21 protein-coding genes are annotated in these 20,844 nt (G+C 38.1%); 13 read left to right on the top strand and 8 right to left on the bottom strand.

The annotated features are described in order from the left end of the window. Positions 1-25: 25 nt before the first annotated feature. Complete coding sequence (locus tag C3K47_RS00120) at positions 26-919, bottom strand: polyphosphate kinase 2 family protein (protein ID WP_103787046.1); 894 nt, start codon at positions 917-919, stop codon at positions 26-28. 108 nt (positions 920-1,027) lie between these two features. On the opposite strand from C3K47_RS00120, the gene C3K47_RS00125 reads away from it, so the two are divergent. Then, the gene (locus tag C3K47_RS00125; RefSeq protein ID WP_103787047.1) at positions 1,028-1,597 is read left to right on the top strand and encodes a hypothetical protein; all 570 of its coding nucleotides are present in this window, start codon (positions 1,028-1,030) and stop codon (positions 1,595-1,597) included. Here C3K47_RS00125 and C3K47_RS00130 read toward each other — a convergent pair. Genes C3K47_RS00130 through C3K47_RS00140 form a run of 3 tightly spaced genes read right to left on the bottom strand, consistent with a single transcriptional unit; the run spans position 1,585 to position 3,116 of the window. After that, positions 1,585-2,130 carry a YfcE family phosphodiesterase gene (locus C3K47_RS00130; RefSeq protein WP_103787048.1) on the bottom strand — a complete coding sequence of 182 codons (546 nt, stop codon included), beginning with the start codon at positions 2,128-2,130 and terminating at the stop codon, positions 1,585-1,587. The genes C3K47_RS00125 and C3K47_RS00130 overlap by 13 nt on opposite strands. Before the next feature lie 9 nt (positions 2,131-2,139). After that, positions 2,140-2,538 carry a VOC family protein gene (locus C3K47_RS00135; RefSeq protein ID WP_103787049.1) on the bottom strand — a complete coding sequence of 133 codons (399 nt, stop codon included), beginning with the start codon at positions 2,536-2,538 and terminating at the stop codon, positions 2,140-2,142. Between the two features lie 11 nt (positions 2,539-2,549). Continuing rightward, positions 2,550-3,116: an LOG family protein gene (locus tag C3K47_RS00140; RefSeq protein WP_103787050.1), complete on the bottom strand. Its 567-nt coding sequence runs from the start codon at positions 3,114-3,116 to the stop codon at positions 2,550-2,552. 353 nt (positions 3,117-3,469) lie between these two features. Here C3K47_RS00140 and C3K47_RS00145 point away from each other — a divergent pair, with 353 nt between their 5' ends. The 9 genes from C3K47_RS00145 (at position 3,470) to C3K47_RS00185 (ending at position 11,649) form a co-directional block, all read left to right on the top strand. Further along, the gene (locus C3K47_RS00145) at positions 3,470-6,031 is read left to right on the top strand and encodes a family 20 glycosylhydrolase (RefSeq protein ID WP_103787051.1); all 2,562 of its coding nucleotides are present in this window, start codon (positions 3,470-3,472) and stop codon (positions 6,029-6,031) included. Between the two features lie 149 nt (positions 6,032-6,180). Beyond that, positions 6,181-6,882 (top strand): DsbA family oxidoreductase, encoded by a 702-nt coding sequence (locus tag C3K47_RS00150; protein WP_103787052.1) that lies wholly within the window; start codon positions 6,181-6,183, stop codon positions 6,880-6,882. A gap of 132 nt (positions 6,883-7,014) precedes the next feature. Beyond that, positions 7,015-7,521: a GbsR/MarR family transcriptional regulator gene (locus tag C3K47_RS00155; RefSeq protein WP_103787053.1), complete on the top strand. Its 507-nt coding sequence runs from the start codon at positions 7,015-7,017 to the stop codon at positions 7,519-7,521. A gap of 64 nt (positions 7,522-7,585) precedes the next feature. After that, positions 7,586-8,434: a DCC1-like thiol-disulfide oxidoreductase family protein gene (locus C3K47_RS00160; protein ID WP_103787054.1), complete on the top strand. Its 849-nt coding sequence runs from the start codon at positions 7,586-7,588 to the stop codon at positions 8,432-8,434. A 4-nt stretch (positions 8,435-8,438) separates the two neighbouring features. After that, positions 8,439-9,356 carry a TIGR01777 family oxidoreductase gene (locus C3K47_RS00165; protein WP_103787055.1) on the top strand — a complete coding sequence of 306 codons (918 nt, stop codon included), beginning with the start codon at positions 8,439-8,441 and terminating at the stop codon, positions 9,354-9,356. Position 9,357: 1 nt separating this feature from the next. Next, complete coding sequence (locus tag C3K47_RS00170) at positions 9,358-9,861, top strand: SRPBCC family protein (protein ID WP_103787056.1); 504 nt, start codon at positions 9,358-9,360, stop codon at positions 9,859-9,861. Next, the gene (locus C3K47_RS00175) at positions 9,851-10,276 is read left to right on the top strand and encodes an alkyl hydroperoxide reductase (RefSeq protein ID WP_103787057.1); all 426 of its coding nucleotides are present in this window, start codon (positions 9,851-9,853) and stop codon (positions 10,274-10,276) included. The genes C3K47_RS00170 and C3K47_RS00175 overlap by 11 nt, the downstream gene beginning before the upstream one ends. Next, positions 10,236-10,667: a hypothetical protein gene (locus C3K47_RS00180; protein ID WP_103787058.1), complete on the top strand. Its 432-nt coding sequence runs from the start codon at positions 10,236-10,238 to the stop codon at positions 10,665-10,667. The genes C3K47_RS00175 and C3K47_RS00180 overlap by 41 nt, the downstream gene beginning before the upstream one ends. Before the next feature lies 1 nt (position 10,668). Then, positions 10,669-11,649, top strand: a complete 981-nt coding sequence (locus tag C3K47_RS00185; RefSeq protein WP_103787059.1) for an MBOAT family protein — start codon at positions 10,669-10,671, stop codon at positions 11,647-11,649. Here the strand turns inward: C3K47_RS00185 and C3K47_RS00190 are convergent. The 3 genes from C3K47_RS00190 to C3K47_RS00200 all read right to left on the bottom strand — a co-directional run bounded on the left by C3K47_RS00190 (position 11,646) and on the right by C3K47_RS00200 (position 14,094). Beyond that, positions 11,646-12,482, bottom strand: a complete 837-nt coding sequence (locus tag C3K47_RS00190; RefSeq protein ID WP_103787060.1) for an alpha/beta hydrolase family protein — start codon at positions 12,480-12,482, stop codon at positions 11,646-11,648. The two genes, C3K47_RS00185 and C3K47_RS00190, sit on opposite strands and share 4 nt — an antisense overlap. Before the next feature lie 124 nt (positions 12,483-12,606). Further along, the gene (locus C3K47_RS00195) at positions 12,607-13,416 is read right to left on the bottom strand and encodes a carbohydrate-binding family 9-like protein (protein WP_103787061.1); all 810 of its coding nucleotides are present in this window, start codon (positions 13,414-13,416) and stop codon (positions 12,607-12,609) included. Between the two features lie 30 nt (positions 13,417-13,446). After that, the gene (locus C3K47_RS00200) at positions 13,447-14,094 is read right to left on the bottom strand and encodes a 4'-phosphopantetheinyl transferase family protein (protein ID WP_103787062.1); all 648 of its coding nucleotides are present in this window, start codon (positions 14,092-14,094) and stop codon (positions 13,447-13,449) included. Between the two features lie 145 nt (positions 14,095-14,239). On the opposite strand from C3K47_RS00200, the gene dcd reads away from it, so the two are divergent. Both dcd and C3K47_RS00210 read left to right on the top strand, forming a co-directional pair. Further along, on the top strand, positions 14,240-14,776 hold the full coding sequence (gene dcd / locus C3K47_RS00205) for a dCTP deaminase (RefSeq protein WP_103787063.1): 537 nt from the start codon (positions 14,240-14,242) through the stop codon (positions 14,774-14,776). A gap of 224 nt (positions 14,777-15,000) precedes the next feature. Beyond that, positions 15,001-17,724, top strand: coding sequence for a TonB-dependent receptor plug domain-containing protein (locus C3K47_RS00210; protein ID WP_103787064.1), 2,724 nt, complete (start codon positions 15,001-15,003; stop codon positions 17,722-17,724). Positions 17,725-17,835: 111 nt separating this feature from the next. Here C3K47_RS00210 and C3K47_RS00215 read toward each other — a convergent pair whose 3' ends face one another. Continuing rightward, positions 17,836-19,950, bottom strand: coding sequence for a prolyl oligopeptidase family serine peptidase (locus tag C3K47_RS00215; protein WP_103787065.1), 2,115 nt, complete (start codon positions 19,948-19,950; stop codon positions 17,836-17,838). Between the two features lie 125 nt (positions 19,951-20,075). Here C3K47_RS00215 and C3K47_RS00220 point away from each other — a divergent pair, with 125 nt between their 5' ends. Then, positions 20,076-20,834, top strand: a complete 759-nt coding sequence (locus tag C3K47_RS00220) for a UDP-2,3-diacylglucosamine diphosphatase (protein ID WP_103787066.1) — start codon at positions 20,076-20,078, stop codon at positions 20,832-20,834. Positions 20,835-20,844 lie beyond the last annotated feature (10 nt).

A 20,844-nucleotide genomic window follows, 5' to 3' on the forward strand; every position in this document is an offset into this window, starting at 1 on the left:
CTGAAATTTTGGACCGGGTGTTTTTTTAGTCTTTTTCTTCTTCGAGCTCTCTCTTTGCTTTTTCCAGTAGCTCTTTTTCTTCCGCGGTTATTGAGGGGTATTTTAAATCGAGGGACTCAAGTGTTTCTAAAAGTATACGAGCTACAGCCAACTGGGCGAACCACTTTTTATCCGAAGGAATGATAAACCAAGGAGCGTTATTGTCTGCAGTTTCCTCCACCATTTCTTCAAATGCATTTTGATAATCGTCCCAAAACCCTCTTTCTTTTAGGTCGCCATAGCTAAATTTCCAATGCTTTTCAGGGTCATCAATGCGTTCTAAAAAGCGCTTTTTCTGTTCTTTCTTCGAAACATTCAGAAAGAACTTTAAAATCACGTAGCCGTTTTGTGCCAAATGTTTTTCATGGTTTCGTATTGATTCGTATCGGTTTTTCCAGAAGTCCTTATTGATGTCTTTGGGAGAAGATACATCTGGCAACCGTTGATTAAAGATAATTTCGGGATGCACCTTGGTAACGATAACCTCTTCGTAGTACGACCGGTTAAAAATGCCGATCCTGCCTCGTTCAGGGAGATGCAGGGAAGTTCTCCATAAAAAGTCATGATCAAGTTCATTGGTATTAGGTGCTTTAAAGCTCACCACCTGGCAACCCGAAGGATTGATTCCTGACATTACATGTTTTATGGTGCTGTCTTTTCCGGCCGCATCGCGTGCCTGAAAGATCATTAGGATAGCATGATTATCGGCAGCAAAAAGTTTTTCCTGTAGAGCAGTAATGCGTTGAATATGCTCCTGCATGATTTCCCGGGCCTCTTCCTTTTCTACATAATCAATTGAAAAACCGGGATCGAATTTGCTGAGTTTAAAGTTTTTGCCTGATCGAACGGTAACCCGCTCGTCTTTAAGAAGTTTAATCATAAAGGTTGTGTTTTCATTAATTTAACATTTAATTTTTGCAGTGCAGTGAGATGTAAAAAATATTTCATAAATTAATGGTTAACGTTTTAAAACCTATAGTTTATTCGGATGCCCACTAAAGTCGAGTTAGAAAAACGCTATTCGTCTTATTCGAACGAAGAACTTCTTGATCTGTTGAACGATCAGGAGGCATATACCGAATTGGCGATAGACGTTGCATCAAACGAGCTTAAAGGCAGGAATCTCGGAGAGGAAGAAATAAAAGAATACATTGCTCAAAAGTATAAGCAGGCCGAGTTGTTTATCGAAAAGAACATTCACCAGGAATTGCCGCTGGTGCTAAAAAGCATATTCTACTTTTGCTGGCTCCCCCTAATCACCTTACCTTTTAAAATGTACTTTAAGGAAGATAAATCGATCCTTAAGCTTAAGCAAACAAATTTTTACGCTACAATTGGTTTTATCTTTTTTACTGTTGCGGCACTATGCTTTTTGTTTTTAAAAACGAATCTTTTATCAGCTATATCGATTTGGATCATGGGAATGATTATAGCCCTTATAACCGATAAGCGTTTTAACCGGGATCCTATAATAAGGAGGTTTGATCAAATAATCAGAAAATATCAGAGTTCTTCACCATTATTTACCGATAACGACGAACCCTCTCAGTTGCCATAGGGCTTTACTACTTTTCTTTCTTCTCCATTTTCAATTTTAAAACTTTCTATACGATTGCTTACCGTATCATAAACAACAAAGGTAGCGTCGCAGGCTGCAAGTTTTCGGGGGGCAAAACCCATAATTGTACCCGGATTAATGATCAGGTAATCTTCGTGCTGAGTGATATTATATTCATGATCGTGGCCGTAACATATTACATCAAATTCTCCGGCTCTTGCTACTTCCAAGGCAATTTCGGGGTAATGATTAACATAAAATCGTTTTCCGCCTAGTTCAATATTCATTACTTCGCCATATAAGTTTACATGTGGGTGTTGAAGAGTTTTGCCCAGTAGGTTAAAGCGATCCCCGTCATTATTGCCAAAAACCATATGGATGGGGTTTGAATAATTTTTGGCCAGCATAACCAGCATAAATGGGGCACAAATATCTCCGCAAAAGATAAGCGCATCCGTGTGTTGAACATGATCTAATGCTGCATTCAGGTTCCATACATTGTCATGCGAATCTGATAAAATAGCAATTTTCATAGTGTTGATTTAGATAGTTTGAGCTTTGAGTTCTACCATAACCAGTTCGTTTCCATAAAGGTCAAGGAAATGAAGAAAATGATAGCCATTTCCGGAAACAATTTCTCTCTTTATGTGCACATTGTGCTCAACTAAGCGGCGGTAGAATGATTGAATGTCATCGGTATAAAATACCAAGGTTGGTTGGCCTTGTGTTTGATTTCCTACTAATTGAAACTGTTCCCTGCCTGCTGCTTTTAAAAACCAGATTCCGGAAGTTTTACTCTCGAAAACCACATGTAAAAATCGTTGGCCATCGTCAGTGGTATAATCCACATACTTCTGGGCATTTAGTATTTGTTCATAAAACTCAAAGGCCTCATCATAATCGTGTACAAGTATGATACTTCTTCCGAGTTCGATTTCCATCTTAATTAATATTAGGTCAAATCATAATTTGTGCTGATCTCTGAATGCTCATGAGTCAACAGTTCAATTAGCTCCCTTGTCTGGGTTGATACTTTCATCAAGCCTCTATCCTTAAAAAAGCCATTGGTTTTTGTATGCTCTAAAAAGTTAAGTAAGTGATCGTAGTATCCGTTGGTGTTTAATAAACCGATGGGTTTTTCATGCAGGTGGAGTTGTTTCCAGGTAAGCACCTCAAAAAGTTCTTCGAAAGTGCCAATGCCTCCCGGAATGGCAATAAATGCATCGGCGAGTTGGGCCATTAAGGCTTTTCGTTCATGCATGTTTTGAACCACATGCAGTTCGCAGCCTTCAACCAAGCCAACTTCTTTGATCATTAAAAACTCCGGAATTATGCCGATTACTTTGCCTCCTAAATCTCTAACGGTTCTGGCCAGCTCTCCCATTAACCCTATATTTCCTCCGCCATAAATCAATGTTATATGCTTATCGACTAATAACATGGCCAATTCACGGGCTGTTTTTTTATAAATTTCGTCATTGCCCGAACTCGAGCCACAGAAAACGCAAATACTTTTCATAAATAAAGATTGTTAGCTGAAGTATCTCAAACAGTAATGTGAAAATACTCAATTAACCTTAAAGTGATGGGTAAATTGTTGAAATGTATGGGGAATTAATGCAATTGAGTTCTACTCCTACGCGCCCTTTCTTTAGCAGTTTTTCAATTTAATGCTTCCTCAAATAAGTATATTTATTGAGTGTGTTTAAGGCGGAGCAACACAATTGTTTCAATATTTTTATCACAAATGATTAGTTAATATTAAAAATAATTGCGTTTTTAGCCCATGGTTATAAAAAACATTTAATAACTAATTTTCAATATTTTCATAGTTCAATTCTGACCAATAAGAATTTTAAACATAATAGCTTAATGAATAAACATGTAATAAGTTTGGCCCTTTTTGCGGGTTTGTGCTATAGTACAAATGCTCAGCAGGTTAAGCATCCTTTAAACCCTAATGATATTAAGATTAAATGGGGGATGATGGAGAATAATTATAAAGGCCAGGGGAAATATTTTTCAGTATTTACTTTCATCAACAATTCGAAACACGAGTTACCGGCAAAAGGATGGAGTATTTATTTTAATCTACCCCGGGGAATTGATACATCAGTTGCTTATGACCGTCTTAAATATGAGCATGTAAATGGAGACTTGAATCGTATAGTGCCAACTTCAGGTTTTATAGGGTTAAAACCTAAGATCGGAATGGATTTAGAAATGATCGCCAGTGATTGGTCATTAAACCGAGCTGATGCTCCTTCAGGCCTGTACTTTGTTTGGGATGACGAACCGCAAACCGCAATTGCATTAACAAATTATGAGATTGTTGCATCTACTAAAGCCGTACAAATAAATAGGACAAAAACCGACATTGCACCTATAGCAACCCCAGAGGTTGTTTATAACCGTAACAAAGTAATCGAAGATATTCCGGCAAATAAACTTACCAAAGTATTTCCCACTCCGTTAGAATATGTCGAGAATGCAGGCACTTTTCTTTTATCTGCTTCAACAACCATTTCGGCTGATCCCGATTTCAGTAAAGAGGCCACTTATTTATCCAATGAGTTAAAAGTGGTTTTGGGCAAAGCGCCAAGTATATCAACATCTAAGGGCACTATAGAACTTAGGAAAGCTGCAATGGACAAAGAAGCCTATACCCTTTCGGTTTCTTCGAGCGGTATCATTATTACAGCTTCAACTCCTGCTGGAGCTTTCTACGGAATTCAATCATTGAAGACATTGATGCCTGCTACAGCTTGGAGTGGCAATCAGAAATCAGTGGTGGTACCCGGTGTTGAAATTAAGGATGCTCCACGTTTTGGCTGGAGAGCGTTTATGCTCGATGTTGCCCGTAACTTTCAAACAAAAGAAGAAGTTTTAAAAACGCTCGATTGGCTAGCACTTTATAAGATCAATGTATTTCATTTTCATTGTACTGAGGATGAGGGTTGGAGAATAGAAATACCTGGTCTGCCTGAACTTACTGAGGTGGGTGGTAAACGTGGTCATAAAAATGCAAATATAGATCAGTTGCCTCCGTCGTTTACTTCTGGTCCCGATAATTCCACGGCTGGCAGCGGTTTTTATACCAAAGCCGATTTTATTGAGATATTGAAATATGCCAACGACCGACACATTAAAGTTATTCCGGAAATCGAAAGTCCGGGGCATGCACGTGCCGCAGTTCAGTCGATGCAGGTTCGTTATGATCGATTAATAAAGCAAGGACAAAAGGCCGAAGCTGAGAAATATCTTTTAAGAGATCTGAATGATAAATCGGTTCACAGTTCGGTGCAGGGGTGGAATGATAATGTGATGGATGTTTCAATGCCATCAACTTATACATTCATTCAAAAGGTTGTGGATGAATTGATTGCAACCTACAAAGAAGCAGGCGTTCCACTAGAAACCATTCACATGGGCGGCGATGAAGTTCCTTCCGGCTCATGGGAAAAATCTCCGGCCTTTGCTAAACTGCAGCAAGAAAATCCAGCTATAAAAAACACCAATGATCTGTGGTATTACTATTATGGGAAAGTGAATGAGATCGTTAAAAGCAAAGGGCTTTATTTATATGGCTGGGAAGAGGTTGGTATGCGTAAAACAATGCTCGATGGAGCAGCCCACGCCATTCCTAACCCTGATTTTGCAGGCCAGAATGTACATTTAGATGTTTGGAACAATGTAATTGGCTGGGGCGCTGAAGATCTGGCTTATCGGTTGGCAAATGCTGGATATAAAGTTGTCTTGTCGCCTGTGAGCAATTTGTACTTTGATATGTCATACGATAAGGATTTTGAAGAGCAAGGATATTATTGGGGAGGATTTGTGGACGTGGATAAACCTTATTCATTCATCCCGTTCGATTATCTGAAAAATACCAAACAAGATAAAATGGGCAATACTCTTGCTTCCAACTTTACCCAAGGCAAAGAGCGATTAACCGATTTAGGCAAAACAAACATTGTTGGTATTCAGGGATTGTTGTTTGCTGAGACGATTACATCAGCCGAGCGAATGGAATACATGTTAATGCCTAAACTTTTAGGCCTTGCTGAAAGAGCCTGGGCAAAGGATCCTGAATGGTCAACAGAAAAAGACGAGGCAAAATCAAATGGCTTGTATGCTAAAGCATGGTCGGACTTTGTAAATCGTATTGGAAAAAGAGAACTTCCACGCTTAAGCTATTACAAAGGAGGGTTACGTTATCGTATTCCAACAGCCGGCGCCATAGTAGAGAATGGAATGGTTAGAGTTAATGTGCAACTGCCGGGTTTTATTGTAAGGTATACAACCAATGGTGCGGAACCTACAGTAACGAGCAAACAATATAATGCTCCATTTAGTGATAAAGGAACAATTAAGTTAAGGGTTTTTGACGTGAAGGGAAGAGGTGGCAGAACTGTTGAGGTTTTGAATAAATAATGGATTGAATTGGTTTATTATAAAATTGGGCCCGTAAGGGCCCTTTTTATTTTGTAAAACTTTCTATCTAATTAAATGTTTAAACATTAAATCTGACAAGTTGTCGATGGTATTATAATTGCCCAAATAGGTAGTAAACAAAATTAGTTATGAAAGTAGAGATCTGGTCGGACATAGCTTGTCCGTTCTGTTATATAGGGAAAAGAAGGCTGGAAAACGCATTAGAGCAGTTTCCGAATAAAGAACAAGTTGAAATAGTGTGGCATAGCTTTGAACTTGATCCTAATGCGAAGTACGATGAGGGGAAAGATATCCATGACATTTTATCAGCAAAGTATGGAAGAGATCGCGATTGGGCAATTCAGATGAGTGAACAGGTAAGTGCTATGGCCAAAGAAGAAGGCCTTGATTTTGACTTCAGTAAAAATGTTCCGGCAAATACATTCAATGCCCATCGTTTAATTCATTTGGCCAATAAACATGGAAAACAGGACGAAGCAAAAGAGCGACTTTTAAAAGCTTATTTTACCGAAGGACAGGATGTTGACAGCAAACAAGTGCTGGTGAAGCTTGGAGAAGAGATCGGTTTGAATACGATTGAAATTGAAAAGATGCTTGATTCAGATGAGTTTGGTTATGATGTAAGGGTTGATGAGCAGGAAGCAAATCATATTGGAGTTCGCGGAGTTCCTTTCTTTGTGGTAAATCGTAAATACGGCATTTCAGGTGCACAACCTTTGGAGGTTTTTACCGATACGCTGAATAAAGCCTGGAGTGAAGAACATCCTCTTGAAATTGTTAATGATAATGGAGTAGGAATGTGCTCTCCGGATGGAACTTGTGAAGTTTAATGTAAGTGATATAGTTTAGGTTGAACCCTTTATTATCGAAATGATTTTAAAGGGTTTTTTGTGTAAGTTCTTTATTGTTATTAAACTTTCAATAATATTTGAAAGTTTAGAAAATTGTTTTACATTTGAATTATGAACTTAGTTGAAGGCAAAGAACAATTTATTCAGGCCTGGGGCACATTAGGCTCTAAATGGGGTATTAACCGTACTATGGCCCAAGTCCATGCATTGTTAATGATCTCTGCGGATCCACTAAGTACGGAAGATATTATGCAAGAGCTAAATATCTCCAGGGGTAATGCGAATATGAATGTTCGTGATTTGATTGATTGGGGTTTGGTAGAGAAAGTGCATAAATCGGGTGATCGCAAAGAATACTTTTGGGCCGAAAAGGATATTTGGAAAGTAACTACCCAGGTGGCTAAAGAGCGTAAGAAACGTGAGTTGGAACCGGTTCTTAAAGTGTTGGATCAGTTAAGTAATGTAGAAGGAGACCGAAACGATAAGAATGTTAAAGCTTTTGTTGAAGGTATTTCTGGGATTAAACGGATGGCTACCAATGCCGATAAGACCTTAGAAACCATGATCAAAGCAGAAGAAAACTGGTTTTTTGGGGCAATTCTTAAACTATTTAAATAGCGAGAGCTATTTTTTTTGAATATATATTTCAATAAATATTGAAAGTTCTGAATATAAAATAAAAATGAAAACACTTTTAAATAAGATCATCGTTTATGACAGCAACTGTAAAGTATGCACAGGGCTAAAAGACAAGTTGCTTCGGCTTACTTCTATTGATGAAAAACGAGTGGTAGCGTTTGCACATTTGAATGATGAGTTAATAAGGAAAATTGATCCGGATCGGTTTAAAAATGCAATGGCTTTAATAGACGTTCAGAATGGTGATACCATGTACGGAAGCGAGGCTATAGCTTATATCTTTTCTACCAAAAGTCAATTAATCGAAAAAGGGCTATCGCTCAAACCGGCTTATCGATTGTTTAATTTTCTTTATCAAACATTGGCCTACAATCGTTACATCATTGCAACACCTAAAAGCCAATTTGCATGCGATTGTTTTCCTGACAAGGTAATCCGTTTCCGAATCGCTTACATTTTAATAGCGACTAGCCTTTCTGTTTTACTTACTTGTTTATTTGGCATTTCACTAAGAGGTTTCTTCCCTACCCTTTCTAATTCACAAGCTGCAATGCAGATGTTACTGATGGCGGGAACCGGTTGGGTTATTCAAATTGGACTTGCAGCAATATGCTTAAGAGATAAAGCCATTGATTATATCGGTCATCTTGCAAGTATAATGGTAGTTGGTTTATTGATACTGGTTCCCTGGATGATCTTCCATTTTATTACAGGAGTTAATCTTTACTACTTGCCTTTAATAAGTGTTTTATTCAGCAGTTTATACATGTTCTATATGCATTTAACAAGGATTAAGCATTTAGCTCTCTCACAGTTTTGGACCATTAGCTGGTTTATACTACTCCAATCATCAGCTGCTTTTTGGATTTACTACTATCACTTTAATTATTAATCATATGGAATTGAATAAGATCATTATTGCTGGAGGTACAGGTGCCTTAGGAAAATTATTAACAAAAGAGTTTCTCAATCAAGGGGCTAAAGTTATTGTCTTAACAAGGAATCCGAAAGAATCAGGAAATCCAAATCTTAAATACGTCTATTGGGATGCGGTTAACAATGGGGATTGGAGTCAGGAATTAGAGAACTCAAACGTAATTATTAATCTAACAGGTAAATCAGTAAACTGTAGATATACAGCTAAAAATAAAAGAGAAATAATCGAGTCAAGAACACTCTCAACCTTAGCTATTGGAAAGGCTGTTGATAAACTAAACAATCCACCAAAGGTATGGATCAATGCGGGTTCTGCAGCCATATTTGGAAACTCTGGTCCTGATTTTAAAACCGAACAATGCTTATACGGAGATGGTTTTTCATCCGATGTTTGCAAGAAATGGGAGAATGCTTTTTTTGAGATCGAAACACCAAACACCCGAAAAATTTTCTTACGAATAGGCATGGTCCTTCAAGTGGGAGAAGGGGTAATAAAGCCATTTATGAATATGGCAAAGATGGGGTTTGGTGGAAAAATTGGAAATGGGGAACAATTCATTACCTGGATTCATGAAAAAGACTTTATGAACATAATTAATTGGAGCATTCAACATGAAAGTATGAATGGAATACTTCATTGTGCTAGCCCAGAACCAGTAACTAATAAAGAATTTATGATTGCCTTAAAAAAAGCGTGTCATGTTCCCTTTGGTCTTCCAACTCCAGCTTTAGCGGTAAGGCTAGGCGCAATGGTAATTGGTACAGAACCTGAATTAGTTTTATCTGGTCGCAGGGTTATTTCAACCGTCCTTGATTCAGAAGGGTTTAAATTCAAGTACCCACAAATAAATCATGCACTTCAAGATCTGATTGCTTAAAATGCCAATTATATATCTCAGCACTGAAATAAAAGCACCAATTCAAATCTGTTTTGATCTGGCTCGAAGCATTGATCTGCACAAATTATCGATGAAGCATACCAACGAAAAGGCCATTGCAGGAAGAGTCTCCGGGTTAATTGAACTGGGAGAAAGTGTTACCTGGCAAGCAAAACACTTCGGTATTAAGCAGCAACTAACCTCAAAGATCACAGGGTTTACGTATCCAGTTTTCTTTAGAGACGAAATGACCAAAGGGGTTTTCAAACGGATTAATCACGAACACTGGTTCTTAAATGAAAATGGTCATACCGTCATGACCGATGTTTTTGAGTTTGAATCTCCTTATGGGTTCTTCGGTAAAGTATTCAACAACCTTATTCTTTACGATTATTTAAGGCAATTGCTTGAAAACAGAAACGCCCTTATTAAACTGATTGCCGAAGGCGGTCAATGGAAAAGTCTTTTGAATTATGAACAAACAACGAGTTATTATGAACACTGATAAGTTCTATCACCAATTATTTGCATGTGCAGCTATCTATAATATTGCCTGGGGAATTGTTGTCATTCTATTTCCAAATTTATTATTTGACCTGCTCGAAATTCCTCCTTTAAATTATCCATTCTTAATGAGTGGCATCGGTATGTTCGTTGGAGTGTATGGCTACGGTTATTGGGTGGTTTCGAGAGAACCGCTGAAATACCCGCAATTGGTTTTTATTGGGTTAATGGGAAAAGTTCTTGGTCCAATCGGTTGGTTCTACCATGTTTATTTAGGAGATATTCCACTACGCAGTATGTGGATCAATGTGTTTAATGATCTTGTTTGGATTCCTTTTTTTGTTGCTTATCTGATTTGGGTAAATAATTCATTAAATGAAAATCATCAGTATGAACAAACTGGAATTGACAATTGAAATAGCAGGATTTGCTCAAATTGCATTGGTAATTGGAAGTCTTTTAATTCCTTCTTTATTAAAGTGGAAGGAGGAATTAAGCAAAGTAAAATCTCTCATTCGCCAGATTTTCTGGACCTATGCAGCCTATATTTTAGCTACTAACTTATCCTTCGGTCTTATCTCCGTAATGGGTGCTAATGAGCTCATAAATGGTTCTTTTATGGCGAAGTCCATTACGTTCTTCATATTAATTTATTGGCTAAGCCGAATCCTTATTCAGTTTTTCTATTTCGACAGGAAGAGTGTGCCATCAGGATTGATTTTTAAATATGGAGAAGTAGTATTAGTGATTCTGTTTGTGGCACTTACGATTATTTATGGTTATGCATTTTATTATAATCTGAATTAGAATGGAAACCTTTTTACCAAATCTTGAGCAATCCTACAAAATAGTCTTCTTCTTTTTTATTAGTGTTCTAATTATTGGAACGTTTATCACAAGGCTGAAAAATGGCAGCTTTTCGGTATTCTTAAGTTGGCTGTTGTTCTTTTTAGGAGGAGGCGCAACATTATATTTTGTCCTTTTTGAAAGGAATGGATTTAGAATGTTAGTACTTATTCCAATGCTTTTATTGTGTATGAAAGTGATTGTAACTTGTACTACTTATAAGGATCAAACTAAAAAACTTGCCCTTCACAAATGGTTGGTTTTCGCATTGGGCTGGTTTGGTATGCGTCCGAAATTGTTTGAAACATTAGGAAAGGGCTCGCTCAGCGAAGCCTTGAAGCTAATTTTCGATGGGTTTTTACGGGTTGTCATTGGTTTTTCCTTGTTACTTTTAAGCAGATTCGTAGCGAACTTGGGAAATTCAGAACACCTCAAATTCTTATATACAGTATTAACGTTTGCAGGGCTAAGTTTCATTCTGCATTTTGGAATATTAACAATTAGTGCAGGAGTTTGGAGGTGTTTTGGAATTAACACACAGAAACTCTTTAAAGAACCCCTTAAATCCAGAAGTCTAGCTGAGTTTTGGAGCAAAAGATGGAATATAGCATTTTCAGAAATGACCTCAATTGCCGTTTACAGACCACTAGTAGTCAATTTAGGTAGGAAGTGTGCATTGGTGACTTCATTTCTGTTTTCAGGTTTTTTACATGAACTTGCTATTACTGTTCCGGCTGGTGCCGGATTTGGTTTACCCACAATTTATTTTTTACTGCAAGCAATAGCTATTATCATAGAAGGAGAAATCAAAAGGTTAAGCATCTTTAAGAATCAGTTTATCGCCAAACTATGGGTTTTTAGCTGGTTGATTTTACCAATTCAGTTGCTCTTTCCTCCTGAATTTATAAGAGTGATTATTTGGCCTATTATAGGAGTTCATTAGCTTTTCAAAAAGCTCAAACTAATTTCAATGGCTTCTTCGGTATGTTCCGGCAACTGCTGATCGGTCCAGGGATGCTTGCCACCAAAGGTATGATTGGCGCCATCAATTATTTTAAGGTCACTGCCGGGCATTCTGTTTTGGAGCAACGCTACTTCTGAGAGACTTACAGCCTCATCGTTGCTGCCATGGATAAATTGAACAGGAACATTAACATGCTGTGCATTTGTCAATAGATCAAGGCGATTTCGATGTGTATAAAAATCAGTATACAACTGGTAATAAAGTGGTAGCTGCTGTTTCGTTCGGGCATTGGTGATGTACTCCACTCCTTCTTTACGCCAATGTTCCTCATTAAACGCAGTAACTCTTTTTTCAAAATCGCCAATAGAGGCCCATGCCAGTACTTTTTTTACCCGATTGTCTTCACATGCCTTCAAAATGGAAATTCCGGCGCCAACACTATGCCCCCAAAGAAATAAACAGTTAGCATCGATTTCGTCCGGCAATCCATCTTTTGATAATATATGATCGATCACAACCCCTAAATCATCGAGTTGAATTGAATAATTATTTTTCCCGAAAGCTTCAAGATCAACAAATTCCTGTAGAGATGTGGGCGTTGTTCCGTTATGGGAATAATTGAAAGAAACTACCACAAAACCGGCTTTAGCAAACTCTTCCGCAAGCTTTGGAAAATGTCCCCAATCTTTAAATCCCTTAAACCCATGCGAGAATATTATAATGGGCTTTTTTTGAGTATTGGATAAATACCTGATGTCTGCGGTTATGGGTCTGCCCTTAGCAGAAGTTAAAGTAAAGGGTATTGTTTTCATTAGTTGCAACTAGTTAATCTTGCTTAATGAAAATAGCAATTTAATTACTTAAATGCGGGTTTGTAAAGCAAAAAGCACCGATGTTTAATCGGCGCTTTTATGCTAATTTTTGTGGTTAAATGGATTAGTTTTCAAATTTCACTGGCTTCCAAAGTTCAGGAATGTGCATGTTTATAGCACCCATTGGGCTCCAAACCCAATTGTATTCCGATAATGGATTGCCTGTTTTGGGATCGATGCGTTTAACGTAAACACCTTGGTTCGCATCAAACCGCCATTGAACCCTTGAAAAATTCATCTTCCAGGATTCTCCTAACTGTGGTACCCGGTTTTCCTTAAATGCAGTCCATGGAATAAACAATTCAACCGACCAGCCTTTATCAATATCAGATGGATCATTAAGTGTGCCGTTTAATGCAACTGCGGTTTTAAGTCCGGTGGCCGTCCAGCTATTGTTAGCTCTGCCTCCTTTGCTATAAGCCTTGTTGAGCATTAGATCCCAAATAGTATTAAGGGCATTTACTTCTATCTCGTAATAATTCAGTCCGTCATTATCCGGATCAATGAAAACTTCAAAATCATTATCGTGGAATATTACTGCATCACGTTGGGTTATCGATGCTTGTAATTGGGGTTCATCAAGCTCAGCAAAAACATACATACCCGAGTTATTCCAAAGCATTTTAATGCGGGTGCGATTGAATGGAGCTGGTTGTTTTGGGCCTTCTATATCGGTAAAATAATCACTCCATTCAGCTTTGTCCCAATCTGTGTCATTTTGCATTCCGTCAATTGTAATTACCCCTGTTGTCTTTTTACAACTATAAAAAGCAGGATCGGACGATTTAATGGATTGAGGAGTAGTGACCTCGGGCGACGCACAAAAGCTGCAAAACAAACACAGGGAGAAAATAAATGTTTTTGAAATGGACATGGGTGAAACTTAAATAATTGCAAGGGATAATTAAATATCTTCAGAACTTGTATAAGCGATCATATACTCTGCGTACTCCTGATAGTAAATTAAGAAATCAGTCGGGCAGTTTTGGTCGAGGATATTAGCCTGAATAAGACCTTTTGTATTGTAGTCAAAAGGTTTTAATCGTATGTGGTCCTGAAGGCTTACTGTTTTTTTTCCAAACAGTTTATACAATGCTTCTTTTGCAGCCCAGCAGGCATACAAATGTTTTATTTTATGTTCGGTATTAATAAACGTTAGTTCTTCATCACTTAAAAATTTGCCTTCAACGCGTATAATCTTATCCTTTATCAATTCGATATCAATGCCTACTTTTTTGCTTTTACTGATCATAACTGCAGCATAATCAAATGAATGACTTAAGGAAAAATGGTGAGGCAGATTTACCAAATACGGTTTGTTATGTTCATCGAGGCTGGTTTTAATAAAATCAGGAGTATTGATCAAACTTCTTAATAAAACACGACTGCTGAGCCAATGCAGCTCTCTTTTTCCCTTACTCAGGCTTTCATAAACTTCTTTTTCCGATTGATCAAGCTGAAGCTTTGAATATAGCAGTTCAGCAGGTTCTTCAATTTTCCAAATGGCAAATTCCGTATCGTTATCAAGTATTTTATGTAGCACAATGGCCATAGGTTACAGCGTTGTATGTGAGTATCTTGTTAATAAAAGTTAAGAATGGTTTCTTAGCTTGCGCCGCAAGTTGAATAAACTTTCGTCAAAGATCGTTCTTAAAACGACTTATAAAAATTATATTTTAGACCAAAATACAGCATTAATGATCCTTTCTGATAAGCGTATTCTCGAAGAAATTGAAAAAGGAACAATAGTTATTGAGCCTTATGACCGTAAATATTTAGGAACCAACTCATATGATGTTCATCTGGGTAAATACTTGGCCACCTATAAAGATCGTGAGTTGGATGCTCGCAAGCATAATGAGGTGATTCATTTTGAAATTCCTGAAGAGGGGTTCTTACTTCAGCCTAATACACTATATCTTGGAGTAACTGAAGAATACACCGAAACTCACGCCCATGTACCCTTCCTGGAAGGAAAGTCGAGCACCGGCCGCTTGGGTATTGATATTCATGCAACGGCAGGAAAAGGGGATGTTGGTTTCTGTAACACCTGGACATTAGAAATTTCATGTGCCCAACCCGTTCGTATTTATGCCGGAATGCCTATTGGCCAATTGATTTATTTTGTGGTAGAGGGTGAAGTGGAGAACTTTTATAACAAAAAACAAAATGCAAAATATACCGGAAGAACCGCAAAACCGGTGGAATCAATGATGTGGAAAAATAGCTTTTAGTGAGAAATCACTAAAAGCTGTATTATTTCATTGATAAACTTATAAAACTTTGTTTGCTAAGGTTTTATATTGTTTTTTTTACACTTACCTGTACGCTTTCCCGCCTTATTTTTCGTAAATTTTACTTAAGTGATTTAACTGTGAGTTGCTCATGAAGGGCAATCATGTATTCTGATTCAGGTTCTTTTAAGTAGTAATCTATTCCTAATCTAATTCTCCCGGTTATGAAAAAAATCCTCTTCTCTATCATTGCCATTGCAGGTCTGGCGATCATCGCCTTATCAGGTCGGTTTCCGACCGATGGCAGTCCACTTATAAAGAAAATTTCTAAGAATCTTGAAGAGCTCTACCTTAAAACCCCTCAGGAGAAAATCTATATACATTTCGATAAGCCATACTATGCTGCCGGAGATAATATCTTTTTTAAGGCATATGTTGTAAATGCTAATGACAACACCCCCTCTCAGCTTAGTAAATTGGTTTATGTTGATATTCTAAATGGAGAGGAAGAGGTTATTAAGCAGCTAATGTTGAAGAAAGACCGGGGAGAATATAATGGAACCATTGGCCTGCAAGATTCTCTACCTGAAGGCACTTACAGGCTTAGAGCTTATACCAGCTGGATGCGAAATTTTGATGAAGATTATTTCTTTACAAAAGAGTTTAAGATTGGGAATTCGCGGCTGACAAATGTGTACACGACCATTGATTATGAATATGATAAAACTAGAAAGAATGATGAGGTAATAGCTGTAATCAAATTTCAGGATGAAAAGGGCCAGCCCATCAAAAGCAAGAATGTGAGTTACGAAGTAATAATGGTCGGCCGGAGTGGTACAAAAGGTAAAGCAGAAACCAGTGATCAGGGTGATATTCGTATTCCGGTTGAGAATATCAATAATGCTAATTATGCGCATAAACGCATCGTTACCTCTATAAATTATGACGGGCTTCCTTTTGTAAAGTCTTTTTATCTCCCATATTTCTCCCCCGATGTGGATCTTCAGTTCTTCCCTGAAGGAGGTTACCTGGTAGAAACCATCCCAAATATTGTGGCCTTTAAAGCAGTTGATGTACATGGAAAAGGAGTAGCTGTTGAGGGGTACATTACCGATGAGGATAATAATAACATTACTGATTTTAAGAGTAAGCATCTGGGGATGGGCAAAATCGCCCTTATTCCTGCTCCTGGTAAAAAATACATAGCCCACTTTAAAAATAGGGGCGGTATAGAACAAACGGTTACTCTTCCCGGAGCAATTTCAGATGGTATTGTGTTAAACTTCAGAAATCAAACTAAAGACAAGATCCAAGGTATGATGATCGCCTCCAAGGCATTCCAAACAACACGTAAAGAAGTGGTGTTAGTAGGTCAATCGCATGGAACAATTTATTATACAGCGAATGAGCGGTTGGAAGACAAAGCCTACCAGGTATCTATTCCCAAAGAAAGATTTCCTACGGGCATTGCCCAAATAACTGTTTTTACGCTTGACGGTATTCCACTTGTTGAACGTTTAGTTTTTATAAATAAGGAAGATGGTTTAAAGGTTGATGTAAAAAGTGATAAGCAGGTTTATAATCAACGTGAAAAGGTTGATATGAACATTTTGGTTGAGGATTCATATGGAAATCCGGTACAAGGTGATTTTTCAATTGCGGTTACAGATGATCAGGCCGTTAAGATAGATCCTTATGATCATAACATTCTTACTAATTTGTTGCTTACCTCTGATTTAAAAGGAACCATAGAACAGCCAGGATATTATTTCGATTCAAAAAACCCGGAGGCTATCCAGGATTTAGATCTGCTATTGATCACACAAGGCTGGAGGAGATTTGAATGGAGTGATATAATTGCCGGTAATGGTCCTGAAACCAATCATCCAATAGAAGTAGGAATGGAATTATCTGGTAAAGTAACATCTATGTCAGATAATATTCCGATAAAAAATGGGGCTGTCACATTTTTCAGTGCTAAAAACAAAGAGATCTTCGAGTCAACAAAAACTGATGGAAATGGTAAGTTTTCATTTGCGGGAATTGAATTTTCTGATAGCACGCGCTTTATACTTCAGGCCAGGAATGAAAAAGGCGGAAAAGCTGTAGACATTGAGGTTGATGATCAGTTTCATCCTGCTCCGCTGAGTCATATGGTGGCACCTGAAAATGTTAACAATCAGTTGGCTAATTATATAAAGGCAAATAAAAAACCTTTTGATTACGAAAGAAATAAATATGGTTATAAAACTGTGCTATTGAGCGAGGTTGTGGTAAGGAGCACAAGGTTAAGAACCAGTGAGCCTTCGGTGATGAAACTCTATGCCCAGGCCGATGCCGTATTAACTGCTGACGACATTGCAAAGTCATCGGCAATTAGCTCAGGTAATTTGCTGGATGCTATCAGAGGTCGGGTTGCCGGTGTTCAGGTAATTGGAAACGATGTTCTTATCCGTGGGCCTAATACTATTTTTGGAAGTACAAGTCCGCTTGTTGTACTTGATGGAACCGAAACAGATGTGGGTTGGCTATCAATGATCAACCCAAATGATGTGGCGACTATTGATTTTCTGAAAGGCCCAAGCGCGGCAATTTATGGATCAAGAGGTGCAAACGGTGTAATTGCTGTTTATACTAAAAGAGGCAGATTTTTAAGTGGCGCTTATTATAAAAAAGGCTTGTTAAGCTTTTATCCGGTAGGCTACCATGTTGCTAAAGCCTTTTATGTTCCTAAATACGATCAGGAAAACAAACCAAACGTTCCTGATTTTAGAACTACCATTTACTGGAATGGCTTAGTAAGAACAAATGCCGATGGCATTGCAAAGGTTTCTTTCTTCACGGCGGACAATCCAACAACGTATTCAACCATTATTGAAGGTTTGGCTAACAATGGAGGTATTGGCCGTGGCACAGGAACAATGAAAGTGGTTGGGAAAAATCCTTAAGGATTTAGCGCTTGAATTGCATAATCTTTTACTACAAATAAATTATGGCTAAAAATGGAAGAGCGACCGAAAGGTCGCTCTTCTTTTATTTTCAAATTATATTTATCCGGATTAATACTTTGGAGTAATATTCATATTCCAAAACATGAACGACCACTGGTCCGTTGCTTCTTCAATAATTTTAGAAGTTGGTTTACCTGCGCCGTGACCTGCTTTTGATTCAATTCGAATTAAAATAGGATTATCACCTGAATGTTTCTCTTGTAAAGTAGCCGCATACTTGAATGAGTGAGCGGGAACCACGCGATCATCATGGTCGGCAGTAATGATCATAGTTGCAGGGTAGTTTATGCCCGGTTTGATATTATGTAAGGGAGAATATTTGATCAGGTAATCAAATTGCTCTTTTTTATCACTTGAGCCATATTCAACCGCCCAACCCCAGCCAATGGTAAACTTGTGGTAGCGCAACATATCTAAAACGCCAACAGCAGGGAAAGCGACTTTAAATAAATCAGGGCGCTGAACTTCGCAAGCACCTACCAATAAACCTCCGTTAGAGCCACCTGCAATTGCCAAACGAGAAGATGAAGTATATTTTTCCTTGATCAAGTATTCGCCCGCAGCGATAAAGTCGTCAAATACATTTTGCTTTTTCTCCATCATACCGCCTTTGTGCCAATCTTCGCCGTACTCTCCCCCTCCACGCAAGTTTGCTAGTGCGAATACACCGCCATTTTCAAGCAAAACTAATCGCGACACACTGAACGAAGGAGTTAAGCTGATGTTAAAGCCTCCATACGCATATAAATAGGTAGGATTGCTTCCATCTAATTTCAAACCCTTTTTATGCACAATGAACATAGGAACTTTGGTTCCATCTTTACTGGTATAAAACACCTGTTTGGTTTCATAATCAGCAATGTTGAAGTTGATCTCTGTTTTACGGAACACTGTCGATTTACCCGAAGCTGTCTCATAGCGGTAAATTGTTCCTGGGTTAGTAAAGCTGCTGAAGGTGTAGAAAAACTCTTTGTCTTCTTTTTTGCCTGATGGCAACGATGCTGTACCAATGCCCTCCAGTTTAATTTCACGAACCAGTTTTCCGTTTAATTCGTGCTCATATAAACGGGTGCTGGCATCTTTAAGATAAGAGGCGAATAGTTTACCACCACCGGTTGATGCTCCATTTAACAGATCTTTTGATTGCGGGATGATTTCTTTCCAGTTGGCCTGATCAGGATTATTAGGATCAACAGAAATAACACGGAAGTTAGATGCATTATTATTCGTTACTACCAACAAACGGTCGCCATCATTATCAATAACATCGTAATCGAACTCAAAACCTTTGAATAGTAATTTGAAGTCACCACCTTTTGTTAGATCTTTCCAATAAACCTCGGTTCCATGGGTTCCTTCCGAAGAAACTACAATTAAAAAGCGCTCATCTTCGGTAACTCCTGCACCAAAGTAACGCAGCGGATGATCTTTGTCCTGATAGATCAATTCATCGGCCGATTGTGGTGTGCCCAATTTATGATAGTAAACTTTTTGAAACTGGTTTTGGTTCGAAAACTCTTTACCGGCAACTGGTTCGTCATAGCGGCTGTAGTAAAAGCCATCTTTACACCAGGTAGCTCCAGAGAATTTTACCCATTTAACTACATCTCCAGTAGGTTGTTGAGTTTCTACATTAATTACCTTTATTTCAACCCAATCTGATCCTGATGCAGAAGTTCCTATCGCAGCGTATTTATTTTCTTTCGAAAAATTGATACTGTTTAGCGCAACGGTTCCATCGGCAGAAAGCTTATTGGGATCGAGGAAAACCTTTGGAGTTCCGTTAAGCCCTTTCTGGTAATATAAAACAGACTGATTTTGTAAACCATCATTTTTATAGAAAAAGTAGTTATCCCCTTTTTTAAAAGGCGCTGTGTATTTAGGATAGTTCCACAGTTCGGTTAATCGCTGTTTGATCTTTTCACGGTAAGGGATTTGAGAAAGATAACCCTGTGTAACCTGGTTTTCGGCTTTTACCCATTCTTTAACATTAGTAGCAGTGTCGTTTTCGAGCCAACGATAAGGGTCTGCCACATTTGTTCCGAAATAATTGTCTGTGGTGTTGTCTTTTTTGGTATCGGGGTATTTGATCATGTTTTTTTGTTGCGCATTAGCCGCGGAAGCCACAGTTAATGCCATCAGGAGTAAATAATGCTTTTTCATGAAAAGTGTTTTTTGATTAGCGGATTTAAAAATAGAACTTTCCTTTAAAACTTAGGCAGTCGGTGCTAATTCATCTGCTAAGGCATGTGTTATGTTTTTTTACCTTTGCAAAAAAAAATAGTCCATTGCAAGAAAGAAAAAAGATCTATTTCGCATCCGATTTTCACCTGGGTGTTCCTACGTATGAAAAAAGCAGGGAACGTGAAGACAGGGTGGTTCGTTGGCTTGATTTTATTAAGAGTGATGCCGCTGAGGTTTACCTTATCGGCGATATTTTTGATTTTTGGTTCGAATATAAAACAGTGGTTCCTAAAGGCTATATACGCTTACTGGGTAAATTGGCTGAACTGGCCGACAGTGGAATTAAACTGACATTTTTCAAGGGAAATCATGATATGTGGATGTTCGATTATTTCGAAAAGGAACTGGGCGCCACGATTATTTCAAATGAAAAAATTATAGAGCACAATGGGAAGCGCCTATACATTCATCACGGTGACGGGCTTGGTCCCGGCGATTCGTTTTATAAAATGCTGAAGAACTTTTTCAGAAGTAGTGTTTGCCAATGGTTATTTGCACGCCTGCACCCAAATTTAGGGATTGGCATTGCCGATAAATGGAGCCGTGGAAGCCGTATTGCTAATGATAAAAAAGAAGAGTTTTTGGGTGAGGAAAATGAATGGCTGGCAATTTATTCAAAGGAATTGTTGCAAAAGGAGCACTTCGATTACTTTATTTATGGCCATCGTCATTTGCCTTTAGATATTAAGCTTTCAGCATCAAGCCGATATATAAATATTGGTGAGTGGATTCACTTTAACTCGTACGCTGTGTTTGATGGTGATAATGTGGAGCTTAAGTATTTCGAAAAAGAAAATCTTTAACCGCCTAAAC

Origin of the sequence: Solitalea longa (assembly GCF_002920915.1) — a bacterium.
Lineage (GTDB): Bacteria > Bacteroidota > Bacteroidia > Sphingobacteriales > Sphingobacteriaceae > Solitalea > Solitalea longa.

What these genes read in the sequence shown, in the direction of transcription:
- C3K47_RS00120 (WP_103787046.1), bottom strand. Translation starts at nt 919, where the DNA reads ATGATTAAACTTCTTAAAGACGAGCGGGTTACCGTTCGATCAGGCAAA.
- C3K47_RS00125 (WP_103787047.1), top strand. Translation starts at nt 1,028, where the DNA reads ATGCCCACTAAAGTCGAGTTAGAAAAACGCTATTCGTCTTATTCGAAC.
- C3K47_RS00130 (WP_103787048.1), bottom strand. Translation starts at nt 2,130, where the DNA reads ATGAAAATTGCTATTTTATCAGATTCGCATGACAATGTATGGAACCTG.
- C3K47_RS00135 (WP_103787049.1), bottom strand. Translation starts at nt 2,538, where the DNA reads ATGGAAATCGAACTCGGAAGAAGTATCATACTTGTACACGATTATGAT.
- C3K47_RS00140 (WP_103787050.1), bottom strand. Translation starts at nt 3,116, where the DNA reads ATGAAAAGTATTTGCGTTTTCTGTGGCTCGAGTTCGGGCAATGACGAA.
- C3K47_RS00145 (WP_103787051.1), top strand. Translation starts at nt 3,470, where the DNA reads ATGAATAAACATGTAATAAGTTTGGCCCTTTTTGCGGGTTTGTGCTAT.
- C3K47_RS00150 (WP_103787052.1), top strand. Translation starts at nt 6,181, where the DNA reads ATGAAAGTAGAGATCTGGTCGGACATAGCTTGTCCGTTCTGTTATATA.
- C3K47_RS00155 (WP_103787053.1), top strand. Translation starts at nt 7,015, where the DNA reads ATGAACTTAGTTGAAGGCAAAGAACAATTTATTCAGGCCTGGGGCACA.
- C3K47_RS00160 (WP_103787054.1), top strand. Translation starts at nt 7,586, where the DNA reads ATGAAAACACTTTTAAATAAGATCATCGTTTATGACAGCAACTGTAAA.
- C3K47_RS00165 (WP_103787055.1), top strand. Translation starts at nt 8,439, where the DNA reads ATGGAATTGAATAAGATCATTATTGCTGGAGGTACAGGTGCCTTAGGA.
- C3K47_RS00170 (WP_103787056.1), top strand. Translation starts at nt 9,358, where the DNA reads ATGCCAATTATATATCTCAGCACTGAAATAAAAGCACCAATTCAAATC.
- C3K47_RS00175 (WP_103787057.1), top strand. Translation starts at nt 9,851, where the DNA reads ATGAACACTGATAAGTTCTATCACCAATTATTTGCATGTGCAGCTATC.
- C3K47_RS00180 (WP_103787058.1), top strand. Translation starts at nt 10,236, where the DNA reads ATGAAAATCATCAGTATGAACAAACTGGAATTGACAATTGAAATAGCA.
- C3K47_RS00185 (WP_103787059.1), top strand. Translation starts at nt 10,669, where the DNA reads ATGGAAACCTTTTTACCAAATCTTGAGCAATCCTACAAAATAGTCTTC.
- C3K47_RS00190 (WP_103787060.1), bottom strand. Translation starts at nt 12,482, where the DNA reads ATGAAAACAATACCCTTTACTTTAACTTCTGCTAAGGGCAGACCCATA.
- C3K47_RS00195 (WP_103787061.1), bottom strand. Translation starts at nt 13,416, where the DNA reads ATGTCCATTTCAAAAACATTTATTTTCTCCCTGTGTTTGTTTTGCAGC.
- C3K47_RS00200 (WP_103787062.1), bottom strand. Translation starts at nt 14,094, where the DNA reads ATGGCCATTGTGCTACATAAAATACTTGATAACGATACGGAATTTGCC.
- dcd (WP_103787063.1), top strand. Translation starts at nt 14,240, where the DNA reads ATGATCCTTTCTGATAAGCGTATTCTCGAAGAAATTGAAAAAGGAACA.
- C3K47_RS00210 (WP_103787064.1), top strand. Translation starts at nt 15,001, where the DNA reads ATGAAAAAAATCCTCTTCTCTATCATTGCCATTGCAGGTCTGGCGATC.
- C3K47_RS00215 (WP_103787065.1), bottom strand. Translation starts at nt 19,950, where the DNA reads ATGAAAAAGCATTATTTACTCCTGATGGCATTAACTGTGGCTTCCGCG.